The 17875-nt window shown below is 63.9% G+C and carries 18 protein-coding genes; 13 read left to right on the top strand and 5 right to left on the bottom strand.

Features of this window, described 5'->3' with window-relative positions; all coding sequences use genetic code 11:
- The first annotated feature begins 5 nt into the window (after nt 1–5).
- Nucleotides 6–494 carry a tRNA (adenosine(37)-N6)-threonylcarbamoyltransferase complex ATPase subunit type 1 TsaE gene (gene tsaE, locus GBB11_RS03810; protein ID WP_151549520.1) on the top strand — a complete coding sequence of 163 codons (489 nt, stop codon included), beginning with the start codon at nt 6–8 and terminating at the stop codon, nt 492–494.
- Here the strand turns inward: tsaE and GBB11_RS03805 are convergent.
- On the bottom strand, nt 472–1944 hold the full coding sequence (locus GBB11_RS03805; protein WP_151549521.1) for a hypothetical protein: 1473 nt from the start codon (nt 1942–1944) through the stop codon (nt 472–474). The genes tsaE and GBB11_RS03805 overlap by 23 nt on opposite strands.
- A 255-nt stretch (nt 1945–2199) precedes the next feature.
- On the opposite strand from GBB11_RS03805, the gene GBB11_RS03800 reads away from it, so the two are divergent.
- The gene (locus tag GBB11_RS03800) at nt 2200–3654 is read left to right on the top strand and encodes an MFS transporter (protein WP_151549522.1); all 1455 of its coding nucleotides are present in this window, start codon (nt 2200–2202) and stop codon (nt 3652–3654) included.
- Here GBB11_RS03800 and GBB11_RS03795 read toward each other — a convergent pair.
- Entirely contained in the window at nt 3651–4103 is a 453-nt protein-coding gene (locus tag GBB11_RS03795; protein WP_151549523.1) for a methylated-DNA--[protein]-cysteine S-methyltransferase, read from the bottom strand. The two genes, GBB11_RS03800 and GBB11_RS03795, sit on opposite strands and share 4 nt — an antisense overlap.
- A gap of 37 nt (nt 4104–4140) precedes the next feature.
- Between GBB11_RS03795 and tsaB the strand changes: the two genes are divergently transcribed.
- The 7 genes from tsaB to groL all read left to right on the top strand — a co-directional run bounded on the left by tsaB (nt 4141) and on the right by groL (nt 10747).
- Nucleotides 4141–4815 carry a tRNA (adenosine(37)-N6)-threonylcarbamoyltransferase complex dimerization subunit type 1 TsaB gene (tsaB, locus tag GBB11_RS03790; protein WP_151549524.1) on the top strand — a complete coding sequence of 225 codons (675 nt, stop codon included), beginning with the start codon at nt 4141–4143 and terminating at the stop codon, nt 4813–4815.
- A gap of 157 nt (nt 4816–4972) precedes the next feature.
- Entirely contained in the window at nt 4973–5473 is a 501-nt protein-coding gene (gene rimI / locus GBB11_RS03785; RefSeq protein ID WP_370513514.1) for a ribosomal protein S18-alanine N-acetyltransferase, read from the top strand.
- A 14-nt stretch (nt 5474–5487) separates the two neighbouring features.
- Complete coding sequence (gene tsaD / locus GBB11_RS03780) at nt 5488–6516, top strand: tRNA (adenosine(37)-N6)-threonylcarbamoyltransferase complex transferase subunit TsaD (RefSeq protein ID WP_225979195.1); 1029 nt, start codon at nt 5488–5490, stop codon at nt 6514–6516.
- 152 nt (nt 6517–6668) lie between these two features.
- Nucleotides 6669–7097, top strand: a complete 429-nt coding sequence (locus GBB11_RS03775; protein ID WP_151549526.1) for a hypothetical protein — start codon at nt 6669–6671, stop codon at nt 7095–7097.
- A 175-nt stretch (nt 7098–7272) separates the two neighbouring features.
- The gene (locus tag GBB11_RS03770) at nt 7273–8631 is read left to right on the top strand and encodes a sodium/glutamate symporter (RefSeq protein ID WP_151549527.1); all 1359 of its coding nucleotides are present in this window, start codon (nt 7273–7275) and stop codon (nt 8629–8631) included.
- A 178-nt stretch (nt 8632–8809) separates the two neighbouring features.
- Complete coding sequence (groES, locus tag GBB11_RS03765; protein ID WP_151528881.1) at nt 8810–9109, top strand: co-chaperone GroES; 300 nt, start codon at nt 8810–8812, stop codon at nt 9107–9109.
- An 18-nt stretch (nt 9110–9127) separates the two neighbouring features.
- Nucleotides 9128–10747, top strand: a complete 1620-nt coding sequence (gene groL / locus GBB11_RS03760) for a chaperonin GroEL (protein ID WP_151549528.1) — start codon at nt 9128–9130, stop codon at nt 10745–10747.
- An 84-nt stretch (nt 10748–10831) separates the two neighbouring features.
- Here the strand turns inward: groL and GBB11_RS03755 are convergent, their stop codons facing one another.
- Nucleotides 10832–11107: a WhiB family transcriptional regulator gene (locus GBB11_RS03755; protein ID WP_151549529.1), complete on the bottom strand. Its 276-nt coding sequence runs from the start codon at nt 11105–11107 to the stop codon at nt 10832–10834.
- 400 nt (nt 11108–11507) lie between these two features.
- Here GBB11_RS03755 and GBB11_RS03750 point away from each other — a divergent pair, with 400 nt between their 5' ends.
- Together GBB11_RS03750 and GBB11_RS03745 are read left to right on the top strand one after the other, a co-directional pair.
- Entirely contained in the window at nt 11508–12074 is a 567-nt protein-coding gene (locus tag GBB11_RS03750) for a sigma-70 family RNA polymerase sigma factor (RefSeq protein ID WP_151549530.1), read from the top strand.
- Nucleotides 12071–13057, top strand: coding sequence for a hypothetical protein (locus GBB11_RS03745; RefSeq protein WP_151549531.1), 987 nt, complete (start codon nt 12071–12073; stop codon nt 13055–13057). Before GBB11_RS03750 ends, GBB11_RS03745 begins: the two co-directional genes overlap by 4 nt.
- 63 nt (nt 13058–13120) lie before the next feature.
- On the opposite strand, the gene GBB11_RS03740 is transcribed toward GBB11_RS03745, so the two are convergent.
- Nucleotides 13121–13501 (bottom strand): DUF5319 domain-containing protein, encoded by a 381-nt coding sequence (locus tag GBB11_RS03740; RefSeq protein WP_192796368.1) that lies wholly within the window; start codon nt 13499–13501, stop codon nt 13121–13123.
- Between the two features lie 279 nt (nt 13502–13780).
- Here GBB11_RS03740 and guaB point away from each other — a divergent pair, with 279 nt between their 5' ends.
- Both guaB and GBB11_RS03730 read left to right on the top strand, forming a co-directional pair.
- Complete coding sequence (guaB, locus tag GBB11_RS03735; RefSeq protein WP_151529862.1) at nt 13781–15307, top strand: IMP dehydrogenase; 1527 nt, start codon at nt 13781–13783, stop codon at nt 15305–15307.
- 94 nt (nt 15308–15401) lie between these two features.
- The gene (locus GBB11_RS03730; protein WP_151549532.1) at nt 15402–16553 is read left to right on the top strand and encodes a GuaB3 family IMP dehydrogenase-related protein; all 1152 of its coding nucleotides are present in this window, start codon (nt 15402–15404) and stop codon (nt 16551–16553) included.
- A 108-nt stretch (nt 16554–16661) separates the two neighbouring features.
- Here GBB11_RS03730 and GBB11_RS03725 read toward each other — a convergent pair whose 3' ends face one another.
- Entirely contained in the window at nt 16662–17771 is a 1110-nt protein-coding gene (locus tag GBB11_RS03725) for an alpha/beta hydrolase (RefSeq protein WP_151549533.1), read from the bottom strand.
- Between the last annotated feature and the right edge of the window lie 104 nt (nt 17772–17875).

Genomic DNA, 17875 nt, shown 5'->3' with positions numbered 1-17875 from the left:
AGTAGATGCTTAAAGAGTGGCCCGCCTCTGGGCAGGAGCGTTGCGAGGAATTGGAGGACACCCACGCCTTCGGGGAACGGCTCGGCCGTGTCCTCGAGGCTGGGGATGTGGTGATTCTGGATGGCCCGCTGGGGGCGGGAAAAACCAGCCTCACCCAGGGCGTCGCCCGCGGTATGAATGTGAAGGGGCGGGTGACCTCGCCGACCTTTACTATCGCCCGGGAGCATCGCCCGCGCGGCAGCGGCCCGAGCCTGATCCACGTGGATGCGTATCGGCTGCTCGGGGAGGGCAGCGGCCCGGTGGATCCGGTGGGGGCGCTTGACTCTTTGGATATGGATAGCGAGCTGCACGAGGCGGTGGTGGTGGCCGAGTGGGGCAAGGGCTTGATGGAGCAGCTCGCCGAGCATTATCTGCTGCTCACCCTCGATCGCCATTCCGCGGTGGAGGCCGACCCAGATTCGGAGGCGCGCCTCATTTCTTGGCAGTGGCACTAGCTGCGCGTGGACGTCCGCTCCGCAGCACCCACGATGGTGAGCGCGAGGGCGGCTCGCCGCCGCTGGTGCTCGTGGCAATGCTGAGGCGGTGAAGCAGATATTCCATGGGGCCGCGCCGCCAGCGCAGGCGATAGAGCGAGGTGCCGAGCAGGACGATCAACAGTTGGATGCTGAGCACACTCACGTCCTGCCAGCTATAGGGCTCGGCGTCTGGTGTCGGGATCTCGCCGACGCTGCCATCTGCATCGGGGGAGTACTCGCCGATGAAGCGCTCAGCACTCTCTTTGGCGGCCGCGGGGGAGTCGAGTGCGAGAAGCTCATCGCGGAGCTGTTGCTGCTCGGCAGACAGCGGCGCCGGTGAGCCGACAACGGGATCGGGCTCGGCCATGTAATAGTCCAGGGTGTACTCGCTCAGAGCACGCTCGAACTGCTCGCTGTTGAGGGGCCCGCGCAGGCGCATGTGAAGCACATCCAGGGCGCGCTGGCGCTGCTGCAACACCTCTGCTTCCGCGGGGCCGGCCACCGAGTCGCCTTCTTCGTAGCGTGTGCTGCCCGGAGCTGTGTCTGTGTCATCTGTGCCGAATGCAGAGGAACCGAACGCTGGGGCGGAGGAATAGCCATCCGTCGAGGGGTTGAGCGCCGCCGTCAAAGGCGCGGTGAGTAGAACGTGGGTGACGTAGACCGTCAGGGCCATGGAGCCGATGGCCTGCAGCGGGTAGAAGTGGGCATATCGCAGGGCCACGATGACGGCCACGGCCGCAAGCCCAGTAGCCACCATATCGCCGATGGAGCCGCTGTGAGGCAGCGGCAGCAGATAGAACTGCAGCGCAGCGGATAACGGCGAGTCTGCCATCCCCGCGGGGGCGAGAAAAGAATCGGCGTGGCCAATAAGCACAGAGCGGGCAAGTACGGCACCTACGCCGGCGGGGATACACCACAGCAGCGCTCGCGCCCAATACACCCTGGCGAGCAGGACTCCGAGGAGGGTGTAGGCCAGCCATGCCGGCAGCGGATAGACGCCGTCTCCTATCAGGCCGACAGGGCTCATCGACATAAGAAGCGCCTTTTGCAGCAACGGCGCGATAAGCACGAGCACCGCGGTGAGAATGACTAAGCGCCGCGTGCTCCACTGCGCGAGGGGCGCGAGCAGGATCTGCGCCACGCCAATGGTACCGAGGACGACGGCGATCGCGCCGCTGAAGGGCGTGAGGACGATACTCACCGCGATTAGGGCGATGCCTCTGATGGTGGCCACGCTCCAGTGATGTCTATCCACGATGATGGCCAAGGTGATGCCGCTGAGCACGGCGAAGAGGGTAGAAGGATAGCCGTCCGAAAGATCTATGAGTACGCTCGGCCCGTGATACACGGTGTGCGCGTACATCATGCCGATGATCGCGAGCGCCCGTGCGATATCGAGCCCATCGACTCTCCGCGGTGATGTCGCCATGGCTCATAACTGTAGGCGCGTCCAGTGGGCGGCGCCGGAGAAAGAGGAGTATGAGTAGGGTGGTGCTGCGTTCAGCCGGAGCACTATTCCACGAATTTTTTCGGGGAGTGCTCGGCCCAGCACGTCGGCATTGAGAAATATCGCGTTCCCGCCGTATTAGGTTTGTGTGGGAGCGACGCTGCGGCTGTGCATGATCGGCGCCGATGAAGGACGAGCCCAGTGTGGTGACGATGGATAGATGAGGAGACTAAGCAGTTGAGTACCACCCCCGCTGCCGCGGATCCTATTCGCTGGAAAATCCTCGGGCTCATGCTCGTGTCCGTGTTTATGTCCCTGATGTCCGTGAGCATCATGAACGTGGCGCTGCCCGCGATCCAGGCCGGCCTGGGTGCCACCCACACCGATATCCAATGGGTGCTCTCCGGCTACACACTCGTCTTTGGTGCCTTCCTCGTGCCCGCCGGTCGGGCCGGAGATATTTTCGGCCGCCCTGGGTTTTTCCTCATCGGCCTGATTGTGTTCCTCAGCGGCTCCGTCGCAGGTGGCCTGTCGCCTACTCCCGCCTTCCTCGTGGGAGCTCGGCTGGTGCAGGGCATGGGTGCGGGGTTAATGAATCCGCAGCTGATCGGCATGATTCAGTACTATTTCACCGGCAAAGAACGCGGCCGTGCCTTTGGTTTCTTCGGCTCCACCGTGGGCATCGCGGTGGCCATTGGCCCTGTGCTCGGCGGGTTCCTCATCGGTCTCGGCGGGGAAGACTTAGGCTGGCAGCTCACCATGTTCGTCAATCTGCCTATCGGGCTGATCGTGCTGATCTTGGGGCTTTTATGGTTCCCGCGGCCGCTGGCGAGCGCCGATCCGGTGCGCACGCCGGACGGCAGCTACAAGATCTCCTCGGTGATCCGCGCCATCGACCCCGTGGGCGTAGCGCTGCTGACCAGCGCCGTGCTGCTCTTCCTGCTGCCTTTCGTGGAGGGAAAAGAACGGCCGTGGGTGTGGGGCTTAGTACTGGTCTCCCTGCTGCTGCTCACCGCTTTTGTGCGCTGGGAACGCTCCTATAAGGATTCCGGCCACGCCCCCATGGTGGATCTCGATGTGCTGGTTGTCTCGAGTTTCCGCAATGGTGCCGCACTATCCTCGCTGTATTTTTTGGGCATCACCAGCATCTGGGTGATCGTGGCCATGTACTTCCAGCAAGGTTTGGGATACTCGGCGCTTGTGGCCGGCTCCGTGGGGATCCCCGCCGCGCTGGCCTCCTCGCTCTCTGCGGACTGGGCCGGCCGGCGAGTGATGGACCTCGGCCGCCCACTGGTCGTGGGCGGCATGCTCGTGGCCACCACCGGCATGATCTTGAGCATCCTGGTGATCCTCGGCGAGCACCGCGGCATGCTCAGCGAGTGGTGGCTGGTGGCCACCCTCGGCATCGTCGGCGTGGGGCAGGGCAGCGTGATCAGCCCGAACCAAACCTTGTCGCTGGCGGATGTGCCCCAAAACTATGCCGGTTCCTCTGGGGCGGTGTTGCAGGTGGGCCAGCGCATCGGCACCGCCATCGGCCTGGCCATGATTACCGCTGTGCTCTTCACCCTGCTGGAGCGCGTGGCCTGGCCGGTGGCCGTGGCCGGCAGTTTCGGCATCATCGTCGTCATCATGCTCAGCGCCACCACGATCGGGGTGCACGATGTTCGCCAGCGCCGCGCCACCGCAGACTAGATCTCCACGCCCTCCAGGCGCAGCAGCCGGCGCTTCAGCTCCACCCCGCCGGCATAGCCGCCGATAGTGCCGTCGCCGCGCAGAATCCGATGGCAGGGCAGAAACACGGGCACAGGATTCAGCCGGAGCGCCGTGCCGGTGGCGCGCACCGCCTGGGGATGCCCGGCCCGCGCTGCGAGCTGGGCGTAGCTAATGGTCTCGCCATAGTCCACGGTGCTCAGGGCGGCGTAGAGATGGCGTCGAAAAGCGGTGTGGGGGCGAGAATCCCACGCCACCGAGAACCGCCGGCGCTCGCCCGCGGCATAGGCACACAACTCCTCGCACGCCTGGCGCAGCAGGTCAGAAGCTGGGGCGATGGGCTGCTCCGCGCCGAAACTCACCCGGGTAATACCCTGCGGGCCCGCGGTGAGAGTAAAAGCGCCCACGGCGGTGGTCACTGTTGCCTGCATAGGCTTCTAGCCTAGCGGGTGGGTAGGGTGATACATCGTGTTGTGCTTAGCCATCGATACCTCCACACCTACACTTGTCGCCGGCATCGTCGACACCGCCCACGGCGAGCTCGCCGTGCAGCTGGTGCGCGACTGCCGCAAGCACAATGAGGTGCTTATTCCTACCATCCAAGACTGCGCCGCCCGCGCCGGCTGCACCCTGCCTGATCTCGACGCCATCGTGGTCGGCTGCGGCCCGGGGCCCTTCACCGGCCTGCGCGTGGGCATGGCCACTGCCGCCGCCCTCGGCGATGCGCTCGGCATCCCCGTGCACGGAGTGGTCTCCCACGATGCGATCGCCCAGCAGCTTATCGACGCCACCTCCCCGCCCAGTAGCCTCCTCGTGGCCACCGACGCCCGCCGCCGCGAGGTCTACTGGTCCCGCTACCGCGACGGCCAGCGCAGCGCCGGCCCCGAGGTGCACGCCCCCGCCCATGTGGCCGAGCTGCTGCAGGATGATCCGGTGGAGGTGCTCAACTGCCCCGCGCACATTGAGCTGCCCGCCACGGCGCGGCGCGTGGATATCAGCCCCACCCCGGCATCGCTGGTGGCGGTGGCGGACTGGGGGCGTGAGCCCGAGCCGCTGGTGCCGCTCTATTTGCGCCGGCCCGATGCCGTGGAACCCGCGCCGCAGCCGCTATCGCCGGCGATCCCCGACATCAATCTGGGCTAGCGGCTGCGTATAGTGTCGAAGATAAGCGGCGCATCGCGGCACCGCCCGTGTAGCGCCGGGCATCGCCCATCAACACCGAGTGAGACCCGTCAAGGAAGTGTGAACTGTTCCCGTGAGTGACTCCAACCCTGCGTCATCATCCACCCCGCGCCCTGCGATCACCGACGACGATGGGCAGCTGATCCTGCCCGACGCGCTGCGCCTGTTGAACAACGAGGATGCCCCGCGCTGCGCCCAGCTGGAAAAGCAGCTCTTCGGCGAGGATGATCCGTGGAGCGAGCAGGCCTTCTACTATGAGTTCGCCGGCCGCACCATCTATATCGGCTACGAAGACAATGGCGTGCTCGTGGGCTATGCCGGCCTCGCCATGCTCGGACCGGAGGATGATCCCGAGTTCGAGATCCACACCATTGGCGTGGACCCCGACTACCGCCGCCAGGGCATCGCCACCCTCATGCTGCAGGTTTTCGTGGACGTGGCCGACTATTATGAGGGGCCGATCTTCCTCGAATGCCGCACCGATAACACCGCCGCGGTGACGCTTTACCAGCGCTATGGCTTCGGCGTTATCGACGAGCGCAAGAACTACTATCAGCCCTCCGGCGCCGATGCCTATGTGATGCAGCGCAACCCGCACGGCGCCCCCAACCCCAGCTAGGTCAATACAGAGTCGTGTCACGCTTTATCTGCGGGATCGAATCATCCTGCGACGAAACCGGTGTCGGCATCATCGAGCTCTTCGAGGATGGCCGCATGGCCGTCCGCGCCAATGCCGTCGCCTCCTCCATGGACCAGCACGCCCGCTTCGGCGGCGTGGTGCCCGAAATCGCCTCCCGCGCCCACTTGGAATCCATCCAACCGGTGATGCACCAAGCCCTGCGCGAGGCCGGCATCGACAAACCCGATGTCGTGGCTGCCACCGTGGGCCCCGGCCTTGCCGGCGCGCTGCTGGTGGGCGCCTCCGCCGCGAAGGCCTATGCCGCGGCCTGGGGCGTGGACTTCTACGGGCTCAATCACCTCGGCGGCCACGTGGCCGTCGCCAATATCGACGGCGAGCAGCTGCCGCACTGCGTGGCGCTGCTGGTCTCCGGCGGGCACACCCAGCTACTCGAGGTGCGCGCCGTAGGCGAGCCCATGGTGGAACTGGGCTCTACCGTGGACGATGCCGCCGGTGAAGCCTATGACAAGGTGGCTAGACTGCTGCGTCTCGGCTACCCGGGCGGGCCCGTGATCGACCGCCTCGCCCGCACCGGCAACCCCAAGGCCATCGCCTTTCCCCGCGGCATGCGCAAATCCGCCTATGACTTCTCCTTTTCCGGGCTCAAAACCGCCGTCGCCCGCTATGTGGAGCAGGCCGAGCGCGAGGGCCAGGTGATCGATATCCCCGATGTGTGTGCCTCCTTCCAAGAAGCCGTGGTGGATGTCCTCACGGCCAAGGCGGTGCGCGCCTGCCGCGACACCGGCGCCAGCGTGTTGCTGCTTGGCGGGGGAGTGGCCGCCAATTCCCGCTTGCGTGAGCTCGCCCAGCGGCGCTGCCGCTCCGCCGGCATCGAGTTACGGGTGCCGCCGCTGAGCTACTGCACCGATAACGGAGTGATGATCGCCGCGCTCTGCGCCGAGCGGATTCGCGCCGGGGCCGCCCCCTCGGATCTCAGCGTGGGCACCGACCCCTCGCTTGAGGTGGAACAGCCCCAGGCTTAGTTGCCGCCGCGCACACGCGGGGTGAAACTTTGGGAAACATCTGCTGAATTATGCGGCGAGGGCAGGCGCTTGGGTTGGTTGCTCTGTTAGACACAGAAGATGTCCCTGCGCCCGCGCGCTCCTCACGCAGAACTAGCAAAGGTTGTTTCTCCATGCCCCGTGGCCTGCTCGTACACCCCGATTCCTCTTCGCAGCTAATCACCTTCGAGCTTGAGGACGCCGCCTCGTATCTCGGCGCCGATGGGCAGCGTTTGTCCGTCACCTTCCGTGATGATGGCACCACCGTGGCCGCGCTCTACGCCGCCGCTGCGGCCAGCGAGGGCGCCGAGCCCAACCCCGTGGCATCCATGGGCCGCCAAGAGGCCACCACCGGAAACTCCGCCTTCCTCACCGACCCCACCAATGCCGTCTGCGGGCCGGTGCTCTTTGTCGGCGCCGATGGCTCCGATATCAGCGATGACGATATCGAGCAGGTGCGTTCCGGTATCCGCGCCGTGGACAACTACCGGGAAGACGAGCCGGAGGATTATGCCCTCTGGCGAGCGGCAGTGCTCAACCTCGGCCGCCGCGCCGCCGAGTAGACGCGCCCCGTGCAGCACGGGTATCGCCCTCGCGTCCGCGACAGCGCCCGCTCGTCGCGGGCGCGTGCTCGTGTGTGGGGAGGGTTTCGAGACGCTAAGAGAAGTCTGTAGTCTAGCTGACATTGTTGTGAATATGGCTTAAGTCATAGACCTTCCAAAGATGTGAGGTACGCCTATGGATGATTTCTCGCCCTATGTTTTGCTGCTGGATCTCGGCTGGATCTCCGTGTTGCTCATGGTGGGCAAACTACTGCGGCGATTCGTGCCGGTATTCCAAAAACTCATGGTGCCTGCGCCCATTACCGCGGGCATTCTCGGCCTCGCCCTCGGCCCCGAGGGGCTGGGATGGATCCCCTTCTCCGATCAGCTCAACACCTACACCACCATGCTTATCGCGGCCGTCTTCGGCGCATTGCCCTACACCATGAACTTCTCCCAAGAGGTTCGCTCCGGGGCGCGCACGATGTGGTCGGTATCGGTGTCTATGTTCCTGACGCAGTGGGGCATATTCGCCCTGCTCGGCGTGCTCCTCTTCGCCCCGCTCGTGGGCACGCCCGAGTGGTTCGGCGCGATGGTGCCGGTGGGCTTTGTGGGCGGCTTCGGCGTGGCCGCAGCGGTTGGCGGATCGCTAGAAAGCCAGGGCCAAGAAGCCGCGATGACGCTCGGCTTCACGGCGGCCACTGTCGGCACCCTCGCCGCTGTGGTGGGCGGGGTGATCATCGCCAAGTGGGGGTCGTCTACGGGCAAGACCTCGCAGCTGCCGGATTTCTCCAGCCTCTCGGACGATATTCGCACCGGCTGGATCGGCCAGAGCAGTGAGCGCCCGAGCGTGGGTAAGGCCACCACGAACCCCTCCTCGATCGAGCCGATCGCCCTGCATGTCTCCGTCGTGGGCATCACCATGTTCGTGGGCTATCAGATCAAGCTGCTGCTCGAGTCGCTATTTCCGGTGCTGTCCGTGCCGCTGTTTGCGTCCTCGTTCGTCGTCGGCATGCTCGGGGTGGGGTTGCTGCATATGGTGAAAGCGCCCCACTTTGTGGATAAGGACCTGGTGGGCTCTATTTCCGGCGGCTTCACCGACTATCTTGTGGTCACGGGTGTGGCCGCGATTATTCCCGCGGTGGTGGCCGACTATGCCGTAGCGCTGGTGTTGCTTTTTCTCTTCGCCCTGGCGTTCTGCTGCGTCTATGCCTTTGTGGTGGCGCCGCGCGCCTTCAAGGATCCATGGTTTGAGCGCGCTCTCTTTGGCTGGGGCTGGTCCACCGCCTCTGTGGCCACGGCGATTGCCATTTTGAAGATCGTGGATCCGAATATGAAGTCCGGCACCCTCGAGGAGTTTGGCGTGGCCTATGTGGGATTCGCGCCCATCGAGATTCTGGTGATCATTATTGCCCCCATGCTGATCCTCGGTGGCTTTACCCTCGGGCTGGGTGCGGCCACCCTCGGGGCGGGGCTGATAGTCCTGTCCTTGCCCTTTATCGCCCAGTGGCGCCGCCGATCCTCCGCAGAGGCGGGCGCGTCGACGCCAGGCTGAGGCCCCAGGCCCGAGAGCTCAGCACCCTAGCAGTGGGCACAGTTGAGCGTTAGCACTCACGGGGGTAGAGTGCCAATAGGTTGTGTGACCCACAGTTGTTCACCCGCGACGACGGCTGTGCTGGAAGTACCAACCGGCACATAGAAACCATTCTTGCTATGTCATATGGAGGAATATCGTGGCGAATGTAAACATCAAGCCGCTGGAAGACCGCGTCCTGGTCCAGATCAACGAGGCCGAGACCACCACCGCATCCGGTCTGGTTATCCCGGACTCTGCTAAGGAAAAGCCGCAGGAAGCCACCGTCATCGCTGTGGGCCCGGGCCGCTGGGGCGACAACGACGAGCGCGTCCAGATGGACGTGAAGGAAGGCGACGTCGTGGTGTTCTCTAAGTACGGCGGAACCGAGCTGAAGTACAACGGCCAGGAGTACCTGCTGCTGTCTCAGCGCGACATTCTCGCAGTCATCGAGAACTAAGGAGGGGTCGAGCCACTTATGGCGAAACTCATTGCTTTTAACCAGGAGGCCCGCGAGGGCATCCAACGCGGCGTCAATACTCTCGCCGACGCCGTCAAGGTCACCCTTGGTCCCCGCGGCCGCAATGTGGTGCTCGAGAAGGCCTTCGGCGCCCCGACCGTCACCAACGATGGTGTCACCATCGCCCGCGATATCGACGTGGAGGAGCCCCTCGAGGACCTCGGCGCCCAGCTGGTGAAGTCTGTGGCCATCAAGACCAACGACGCTGCCGGCGATGGCACCACCACCGCCACGCTGCTCGCCCAGGCGCTTATCGACGAAGGCCTGCGCAACGTAGCGGCAGGCTCCAACCCCATCGGCCTCAACCGCGGTATCGCGGCTGCGGCGGACAAGACCGTGGAGTTGCTCAAGGCACGTGCCACCGATGTCTCCTCGGCCTCCGATATTGCGAACGTGGCCACTGTGTCCTCGCGCGATCCGGAGATCGGCGAGATGGTGGCCGGCGCCATGGAGAAGGTGGGCAAGGACGGTGTGGTCACCGTTGAGGAGTCCCAGTCCATGGAGACTACCCTCGACATCACCGAGGGCGTGTCCTTCGACAAGGGCTTCCTTTCTCCCTACTTCATCACCGACGTCGATGCCCAGCGCGCCGAGCTGGACGATCCGCTGATCCTGCTGGTGCGCAATAAAATCTCCTCGCTGCCGGACTTCGTGCCGGTGCTGGAGAAGATCGTGGACTCCAAGCGCCCCGTGCTCATCATTGCGGAGGACATCGAGGGCGAGCCGCTGCAGATGGTTGTGGTCAACGCCCTGCGCAAGACCCTCAACGTGGTGGCCGTGAAGTCCCCGTACTTCGGCGATCGCCGCAAGGCCTTCATGGATGATCTCGCCGTGGTCACCAACGCCACCGTGATCGACCCGGAGGTGGGCATCAACCTCTCCGAGACCGAGATGAGCCACTTCGGTTCCGCTCGTCGCGTCACCGTGACCAAGGATCAGACCGTGATCGTCGATGGTGCCGGCTCTGCCGAGGACGTCGAGGTGCGCCGCGAGCAGATTCGCCGCGAAATCGAGTCCACCTCCTCCACCTGGGATAAGGAAAAGGCGCAGGAGCGTCTGGCCAAGCTCTCCGGTGGTATCGCCGTGATTAAGGTGGGCGCCGCCACCGAGACCGAGGTCGGCGAGCGCAAACTGCGCGTGGAGGACGCCATCAACGCTGCCAAGGCTGCTGCCGATGAGGGCATCGTGGCCGGCGGTGGATCCGCCCTGGTGCAGATCGCCGAAGAGCTCAAGGCCTATGCCGAGGAGTTCGAGGGCGAGGAGAAGATCGGTGTGCTGGCTACCGCCCGCGCGCTGACCAAGCCCACCTACTGGATTGCCGCCAACGCCGGTCTGGACGGTGCCGTCGTGGTCGCCCACACCGCAGAGATGGACAATGGTTCCGGCTTCAACGCCGCCACCTTGGAGTATGGCAACCTCATCGAGCAGGGCATCATTGACCCTGTGAAGGTGACCCACTCCGCCGTGGTGAACGCCACCTCCGTGGCTCGGATGGTGCTGACCACCGAGGCCTCCGTGGTGGATAAGCCGGCCGAGCCCGAGGAGCAGGAGGGTGGCTGCGGCCACCACCACCACTAAACTCGGCTCATACTGCAGCAACGCCCAGCGCCCTGACAATCTCAGGGGCTGGGCGTTTATGCTGTGGTGCCTCCGGTGGGGCGTTTAGCGGGTGCGGAGGATGATGGCGCGCTCGGATTCAGAGAGCCCGCCCCAGATGCCATAGGGCTCGCCTACGCGCAGGGCGTGATCACGGCATTGCTCGAGGACGGGGCAGCCATGGCAGACTTCCTTGGCTTTGTTTTCGCGATTGAGTCGGGCGCGGCCGCGCTCCCCATCGGGGTGGAAGAACACCGAGGACTCGTGCCCGCGGCAGGCTCCCTTCATCTGCCAATCCCAAAAATCCGTGTAGGTGCCGGGTAGCTCGCTCGGCTGGGGCATGAGGATGCTCCTTGATGAATAAAAGGCGTGTGAACAAGACGATGGTGATACGCCGATCAGTGTGCGCGCTACGGGTAAACGACACATTAAGCATTCATGGCACCTGATTTAAAGAAATGCTTTTCCTAACAAACGCATATGCCCTGTACAGGGGCTATGGAGCGATATGAACGATGTGTGAACTCTTGGGTGGGGGCACGCTGGGGAGGGGGTTAGTCTGGCGGGGGGTGTTCAAAAAGTTTCAATAGGACGTGTCGTTATACTTAAAACGTACTGTTTACTGTCCGAGCTAATGTGCGGGCTCTTTAGCGAGAGGCGGCCACGCTGTGGTTTGCCAAGCGTGGTGCCGGTAGGACATTTGTCATATTCGTATCGCAGATAGTGGGAGGCCCGACGAACAGTGTCAGGTGAACTGGAGCAACAGCTCGCCCCGCTGATCGCGCCCGCTGCTGATGGGGACAACAGAGCTCTACAGGAAATTATTCGGCTGATTCACCCTTTGGTGACTCGCTATGTGCGGGCGCGTATCTCCCGCAGCCAGTACCCCGCGCCCGAGGACGTCATCCAGGATGTGTGCCTGGCGGTGGCTACCGCGGTACCGAACTATAAGGACCATGGGCGCCCCTTCATGGCCTTTGTTTATGGAATCGCTTCCAATAAAGTGATCGATGCACATCGAGCTATGGGGCGCGATCGATTACACCCCACCGACGAGGTCCCCGACACCGCAGATCGCTCGATGAATCCCGAAGATGTAAGTCCAAGTCTCGACGGTAGTAACGAGGTGAGGGCCTTGCTCGATCTATTAAGTGATAGGTCTCGCGAAATCCTTGTACTCCGCCTCTTTGTGGGACTGAGCGCAGAGGAAACTGCGGAGGTTCTGGACACCACAGCAGGGGCAGTACGCGTGGCGCAACACCGAGCGCTGAAGCAGCTGCGTAAGAAATTTGAAGGAAGCACACGATGACATCTCGTTCTCATGAAGATCCGAGGGATCTGTCTGTGCAGCGCGATGAATTTTTTCAGTGCGATGCGTTCCTCGACGAACTCGCCGCCGGCGCTGATCCCAGCCACGGCTCGGATCCCCTCGCCGCGGCCCTCGCGGGCATGCGCGAAGAAGTGCACAGCGATGCCGCCAGCGATGCGGTGCCGGATATTCGCGCGCTGCTGGACCAAGCGGCAGACAATGGCACGGCCACCACGGATTCCACCGCTGCGCCGGTGGCCTCGATGGCCACGCACCGCGCTCAGCGGCGCCGGCCGCAGCAGCCACGCTTGATGGGCATGGTCGGTGGCGCCGCACTCGGCGCCGTGGCTGCCAGCGCCATGATCGTCGTCGGCGGCACCACCGTCTACAACGCCCAGCCTGGCGGCCCCCTGTGGGGCGCTCGCGTCGCCGTCTTCGGCGAGCCCCGGGCCGATATGGTGCAACTCGCCTCTACCTTGGAGGAAGCCGATGAACTGCGCGAGCGCGGCGATGTGGAAGGGGCCAAGCGCCTCATCGCCCAGGCCCGTGAGTTGATCAACTACCTTGATGAACGTGATCGGGAGCTCGCACACCGCCGCGTGGAAGAAGCCCAGCGCACCGTCACCATGACTCCCGCCGCGCCGCGCCCGTCCACGCGGACCTCCACGGTGACGGCCACGGTCACGCAGTCGAATTCCTCGGCGAGCACGCAGTCCTCGAAGCCGAGTGCGACGACGGAGACCACTACCGCGACCGAAACCATCACGGAAACGGTCACCGAGGCCCATGAGTATGGCGAGACCACCCGACCGGTGCGGCCCAGCCGCGAGCCGGAGGCCGTGGACTCGCCGCTGGCCCCGGGCGAGCGCTCCCTCGAGGTGGACACGAAGGAGTCCAAGGACGACAAAGAGAAGTCCGTGGTGGAGCGTCTGATGCACGATGGCGGACACGAAGCGCCCGAGGCCGTGCGCGATCCGCTCTAAATACTGCCCAGCTATAGCAACAGGCCCCGCCATATGGCGGGGCCTGTTGTGATGTGTGGGAGCTTAGCGCCCGAAGCGGTGGTGGGTGATGCCGTCGAGAAAGCCCATGCAGTACTCCCAGGGGGCATATTCATCGGGATTGGGGTTGGCGCTCGGCTCGTGCACCGGCGGCAACTCGTCCTGCAAGGTGGCGCGAATATTGGATTGCATCATCTCCCAGTCGCAATAATGGGGGCGATCGCAATCCTCACAGAAATACACGATGCCCTTGATCCCGCGGGGAGCGAGATGAGTGCGGAACTCCTTAACCAGCTTGAGATCCTGATGCAGGCCGGCGCGCTCGTCCTCGCTCAGGGGAGCAAAGGGCTCGTCCTCATCCAACAGACGGGCGGGGTCGTTGGGATCGCCTTCAAAGGGATCACGTGGCATCTCAGAGAAATTCACATCGTTCAGGGTATTGAGTGTGCCCTCATTAATCAACTGTCATCCTCCGCTCAGCAATCGGGCATCCCCACCTCCTCCCTCTGCCACGAGTAGGGGTAGCAGGGGAAAAGTGTTCTCAACTCTGAGGCGGAGGGATTAGTCTTGAAGGCACCTGTATCTGCACCGTGCCGGTGAGCGTGGCCGCGAGGTGGCGTCGATAAGCATCGAACGGCCGCAAAGACGGTGGCGCTGGGACAGTGACGGGGATACGCGCGACTACGAGGAGGATCTTTCAAGCAGATGAATAACGAGCGAGTGACAACCGGTGGCGATGATCCTAATAAGGTGGCCTTGGTGGGGCTGACCTTTGATGATGTGCTGCTTTTGCCCAATGAGTCCAATGTGATCCCCTCCGAGGTGACGACGTCTGCGCAATTGACGCGCAAGCTGCGCCTGCACATTCCGGTGGTGTCGGCGGCTATGGACACCGTCACTGAGGCCCGCATGGCGATCGCCATGTCCCGCCAAGGTGGCATGGGTATTTTGCACCGCAACCTCTCCATTCAGGATCAGGCCGAGCAGGTGGAGCTGGTCAAGCGCTCCGAATCCGGCATGGTCTCCGACCCCGTCACCTGTCGCCCCGATCAGAGCATCGGCGAGGTGGATGCGCTGTGCGCCCGCTTCCGTATCTCTGGTCTGCCCGTGGTGGACGATAACGGCGTGCTGCTGGGCATCTGCACCAACCGCGATATGCGCTTCGAGCCGGACTTCAACCGCCCGGTCGCCGAGGTCATGACTCCCATGCCGCTGGTGGTGGCCAAGGAGGGCGTGAGCAAGGAGGAAGCACTACACCTGCTCAGCGCCAATAAGATCGAGAAGCTGCCGATCGTGGACAATGACAACCGCCTGGTCGGTCTGATCACGGTCAAGGACTTCGTGAAGACCGAGCAGTACCCGCACTCCTCCAAGGATCAGCGCGGCCGCTTGCTGGTGGGCGCAGGCATCGGCACCGGCGATGAGTCCTGGCAGCGCGCCGGGGCGTTGGTGGATGCCGGCGTGGATGTGCTCGTGGTGGACTCCGCCCACGCCCACTCCCGCGGCGTGCTGGAGATGGTCTCCCGAGTGAAGAAGGAATGGGGCGAGACCGTCGAGGTGATCGGCGGTAACCTGGCCACCCGTAGCGCTGCGAAGGCCATGATCGAGGCCGGCGCGGACGCCATCAAGGTGGGTATTGGCCCGGGTTCTATCTGCACCACCCGCGTGGTCGCTGGTGTGGGCGCCCCGCAGATCACCGCCATCATGGAGGCCGCCACCGAGGCCCACAAGGCCGGCGTGCCCATCATCGCCGATGGCGGTATGCAATACTCCGGCGATATCGCTAAGGCCTTGGCCGCCGGCGCCTCGACCGTGATGCTCGGCTCCATGCTGGCCGGTACTGCCGAGGCCCCGGGCGAGATCACCGTGGTCAACGGCAAGCAGTACAAGATGTATCGCGGCATGGGCTCGCTGGGGGCCATGCGCGGCCGCGGCCTCTCCGGCGAGCAGCGCTCCTTCTCCAAGGACCGCTACTTCCAAGCCGATGTGAAAAGCGAAGACAAGCTGGTGCCGGAAGGCATCGAGGGGCGCGTGCCCTTCCGCGGCTCGATCGACTCCATCACCCACCAGCTGGTGGGCGGGCTGCGCGCAGCCATGGGCTACACCGGCTCCTCCAGCATTGAGGAGCTTCACGACGCTCAGTTTGTACGGATCACCGGTGCCGGGTTGCGCGAGTCGCACCCGCACGACATTCAGATGACCGTTGAAGCTCCGAACTACTACCAGCGCTAAGATGAAGGCTCTAGGCAGACGACCTAGGGCCTTTCTTCTTGGCCCTAGGCACCTATACGCCCCCGACATAGACGGAAAGTGAATACCAAAGACTATGCGTGACATCGTGGAAATCGGCATCGGCCGGGAGGCCCGCCGCACCTACTCGCTCGCCGACATCGGGCTTGTGCCCGTGCGCCGCACCCGCTCCTCCAAGGACGTGGACACCACTTGGCACTTCGATGCCTACAGCTTCGATATTCCTTTCCTCTCCCATCCGACAGACAGCCTCGCCTCCCCAGAGTTCGTCAACGCCATGGCGGACAACGGCGGCCTGGCCGTGATCAACGCCGAGGGGCTGTGGGGCCGCCACTCTGATCTCAAGGGCGCCATCGCACAAGTGGTGAACACCGAGATGGAGCAGGGCTCCGAGGCCGCGGTGGCGCTGCTGCAGCAGCTCCACGCCGCAGAACTAGACGTGGATCTGCTCACGGAGCGCATCCGCGAGGTGCGCTCCGGCGACGCCACGGTGGCCGTGCGCGTCTCTCCGCAGCATGCCCGCGAGCTCTCCCCGGTGTTGGTGAAGGCCGGCGCCGAGATCATCGTCATCCAGGGCACCATTATTTCCGCAGAGCATGTGGAGACCGGCGGCGAGCCCCTGAACTTAAAGGAGTTCATCGGTACCCTAGATGTGCCGGTGATCGCCGGTGGCGTGGGCGATTATCACACCGCGCTGCACCTGATGCGCACCGGCGCCGCCGGCGTGATTGCGGGTGGCGGTTCTAATACCAATGACCTCACCGTGGGTATCCACACCCCGATGGCCTCCGCCATCGCCGATGTGGCTGCGGCGCGTCGTGACTACCTCGACGAGACCGGCGGCCGGTATGTGCACATCATCGCCGACTCCGATGAGCTGGTGTACTCCGGCAATGTCGCCCGCGCCATGGCCTGCGGCGCTGATGCCGTCATGCTGGGCAGCCCGCTGGCTTTTGCCACCGAGGCTGCCGCTCCCGGCTGGTTCTGGCCTTCGGTGACTGCGCATCCTCGGTTCCCGCGCGGCATGGTGCAGCAGGTGGGCTTCGGTGGAGATTCCGAGGGCAGCGACCTGGTGCCGCTGCAGACTCTGCTGCACGGCCCCTCCAGCTCCTGCTATGGCTCGGAGAACTTTGTCGGCGGCCTGCGCCGCGCCATGGCCAAGTGCGGCTATTCGGATCTGAAGAGCTTCCAGAAGGTGGAGCTGATGGTGCGTAACACGCCCTTTTAAAGCGGTGTGCACCGCCGCGCCCGAGACCATGGGCCGGCGGCCACGCTTCGTGCAGCGAGGCTGCACCCAACACGAACCCCACGCCGAAAGCGTGGGGTTCGTGTTTTTCTAGTGGGCGTTGAGCCAGTCGATGACCTTATCCATGGCCTCGTGCTTGGCGGGCTCGTTGAGCACCTCGTGCATCTGGCCCTCCCAGTAGATGAGCTCCTTATCGGCGGAGCCAATGGCGTTGTACCAGTCCTGGGCGAAGTACGGCGGCACCAGCCCGTCTTTGCTGCCGTGCATGATGAGTGTCGGGGCGGTGAAGAGATCAGCGTTCGCCGCATCGTAGAAGCCCGCGAAGGCCATCTGCTCGGCCATGCCGAGGCTGATCTTCTTATTGACCAGCGGATCGGTCTGGTATTCGGCGGTGACCGCCGGGTCGGAGGCCACCCCGTTGGTGAAGGCATTGGGCACCTGGATGAGGTCGCTGCCCAGCGGCGAGGGCATATGAATATCGCGGCGGCCGGGAATCATCTCATTGACCATGTGGGCATTAAAGGTGGTCAGCTCTCGGAAAGGCAGGCTCTCGTAGATGCTCGGCTGTGCATTGCGCTGAGTCTCGGTGATCGCCTCGGGGGTGATGGTCTGCCCCGGGTTGTTCACCCCAGAAAGGTTGAGCGGGGCGCCGCCACCATTGGTGACAAAGGCATCGATCTGGCCGGGGTATTTAATGCCGTAGAACTGTGCCGCAAGTGCGCCCATGGAGTGGCCGAGCATAAAAGTCTTCATGCCCGGGTTCTCGGACTTGGCTTTGTTCACCAGCTGGTTCATATCGTCGACGAGATAATGAAAATCATCGATGTGGCCGCGCACCACCGCATTACCCAGCTCGGGGAGGGCGGACTTGCCGTGGCCCCGGTGGTCCAGCCGGTAGACATTGTAGCCGGCGTCGAGCAGGCGGTTGCTCACGTAGTCATAGCGGCCCGAGTGCTCGGCGGCGCCGTGGATGACCACCACGGTGCCACGGGCGTGAGGCTGGGTCTGTGACTTCCACCAGATCTGGGTGCCCTTGCCATCGGCGCTGGTCATGTATCCCTCCTGCACCTGGACCTGGGCGTGGTCCTCTACTGCGGTGGGTGCCTCCGCGGCGTAGACCGGTGCGGCCACGGCGAGCGGTGCTGCCAGAGTGGCCAAGGCGGTGGTGGTGGCGATGAACAGTGTGCGCTTCGAGTTCATGGTCGGCCTCTTTTCCATAAAGTGACACGGGAGCACGAGCATAAATGCCCCCTTTCTGGGGTGGCGCGTTGTATGTGGATTAAATCGCGGCGTCGGTGCTTATC

Origin of the sequence: Corynebacterium sp. 74A (genome assembly GCF_008930665.1) — a bacterium.
Classification (GTDB): Bacteria; Actinomycetota; Actinomycetes; order Mycobacteriales; family Mycobacteriaceae; genus Corynebacterium; species Corynebacterium megadyptis.
This window is presented reverse-complemented; position numbering and strand designations above follow the sequence as displayed.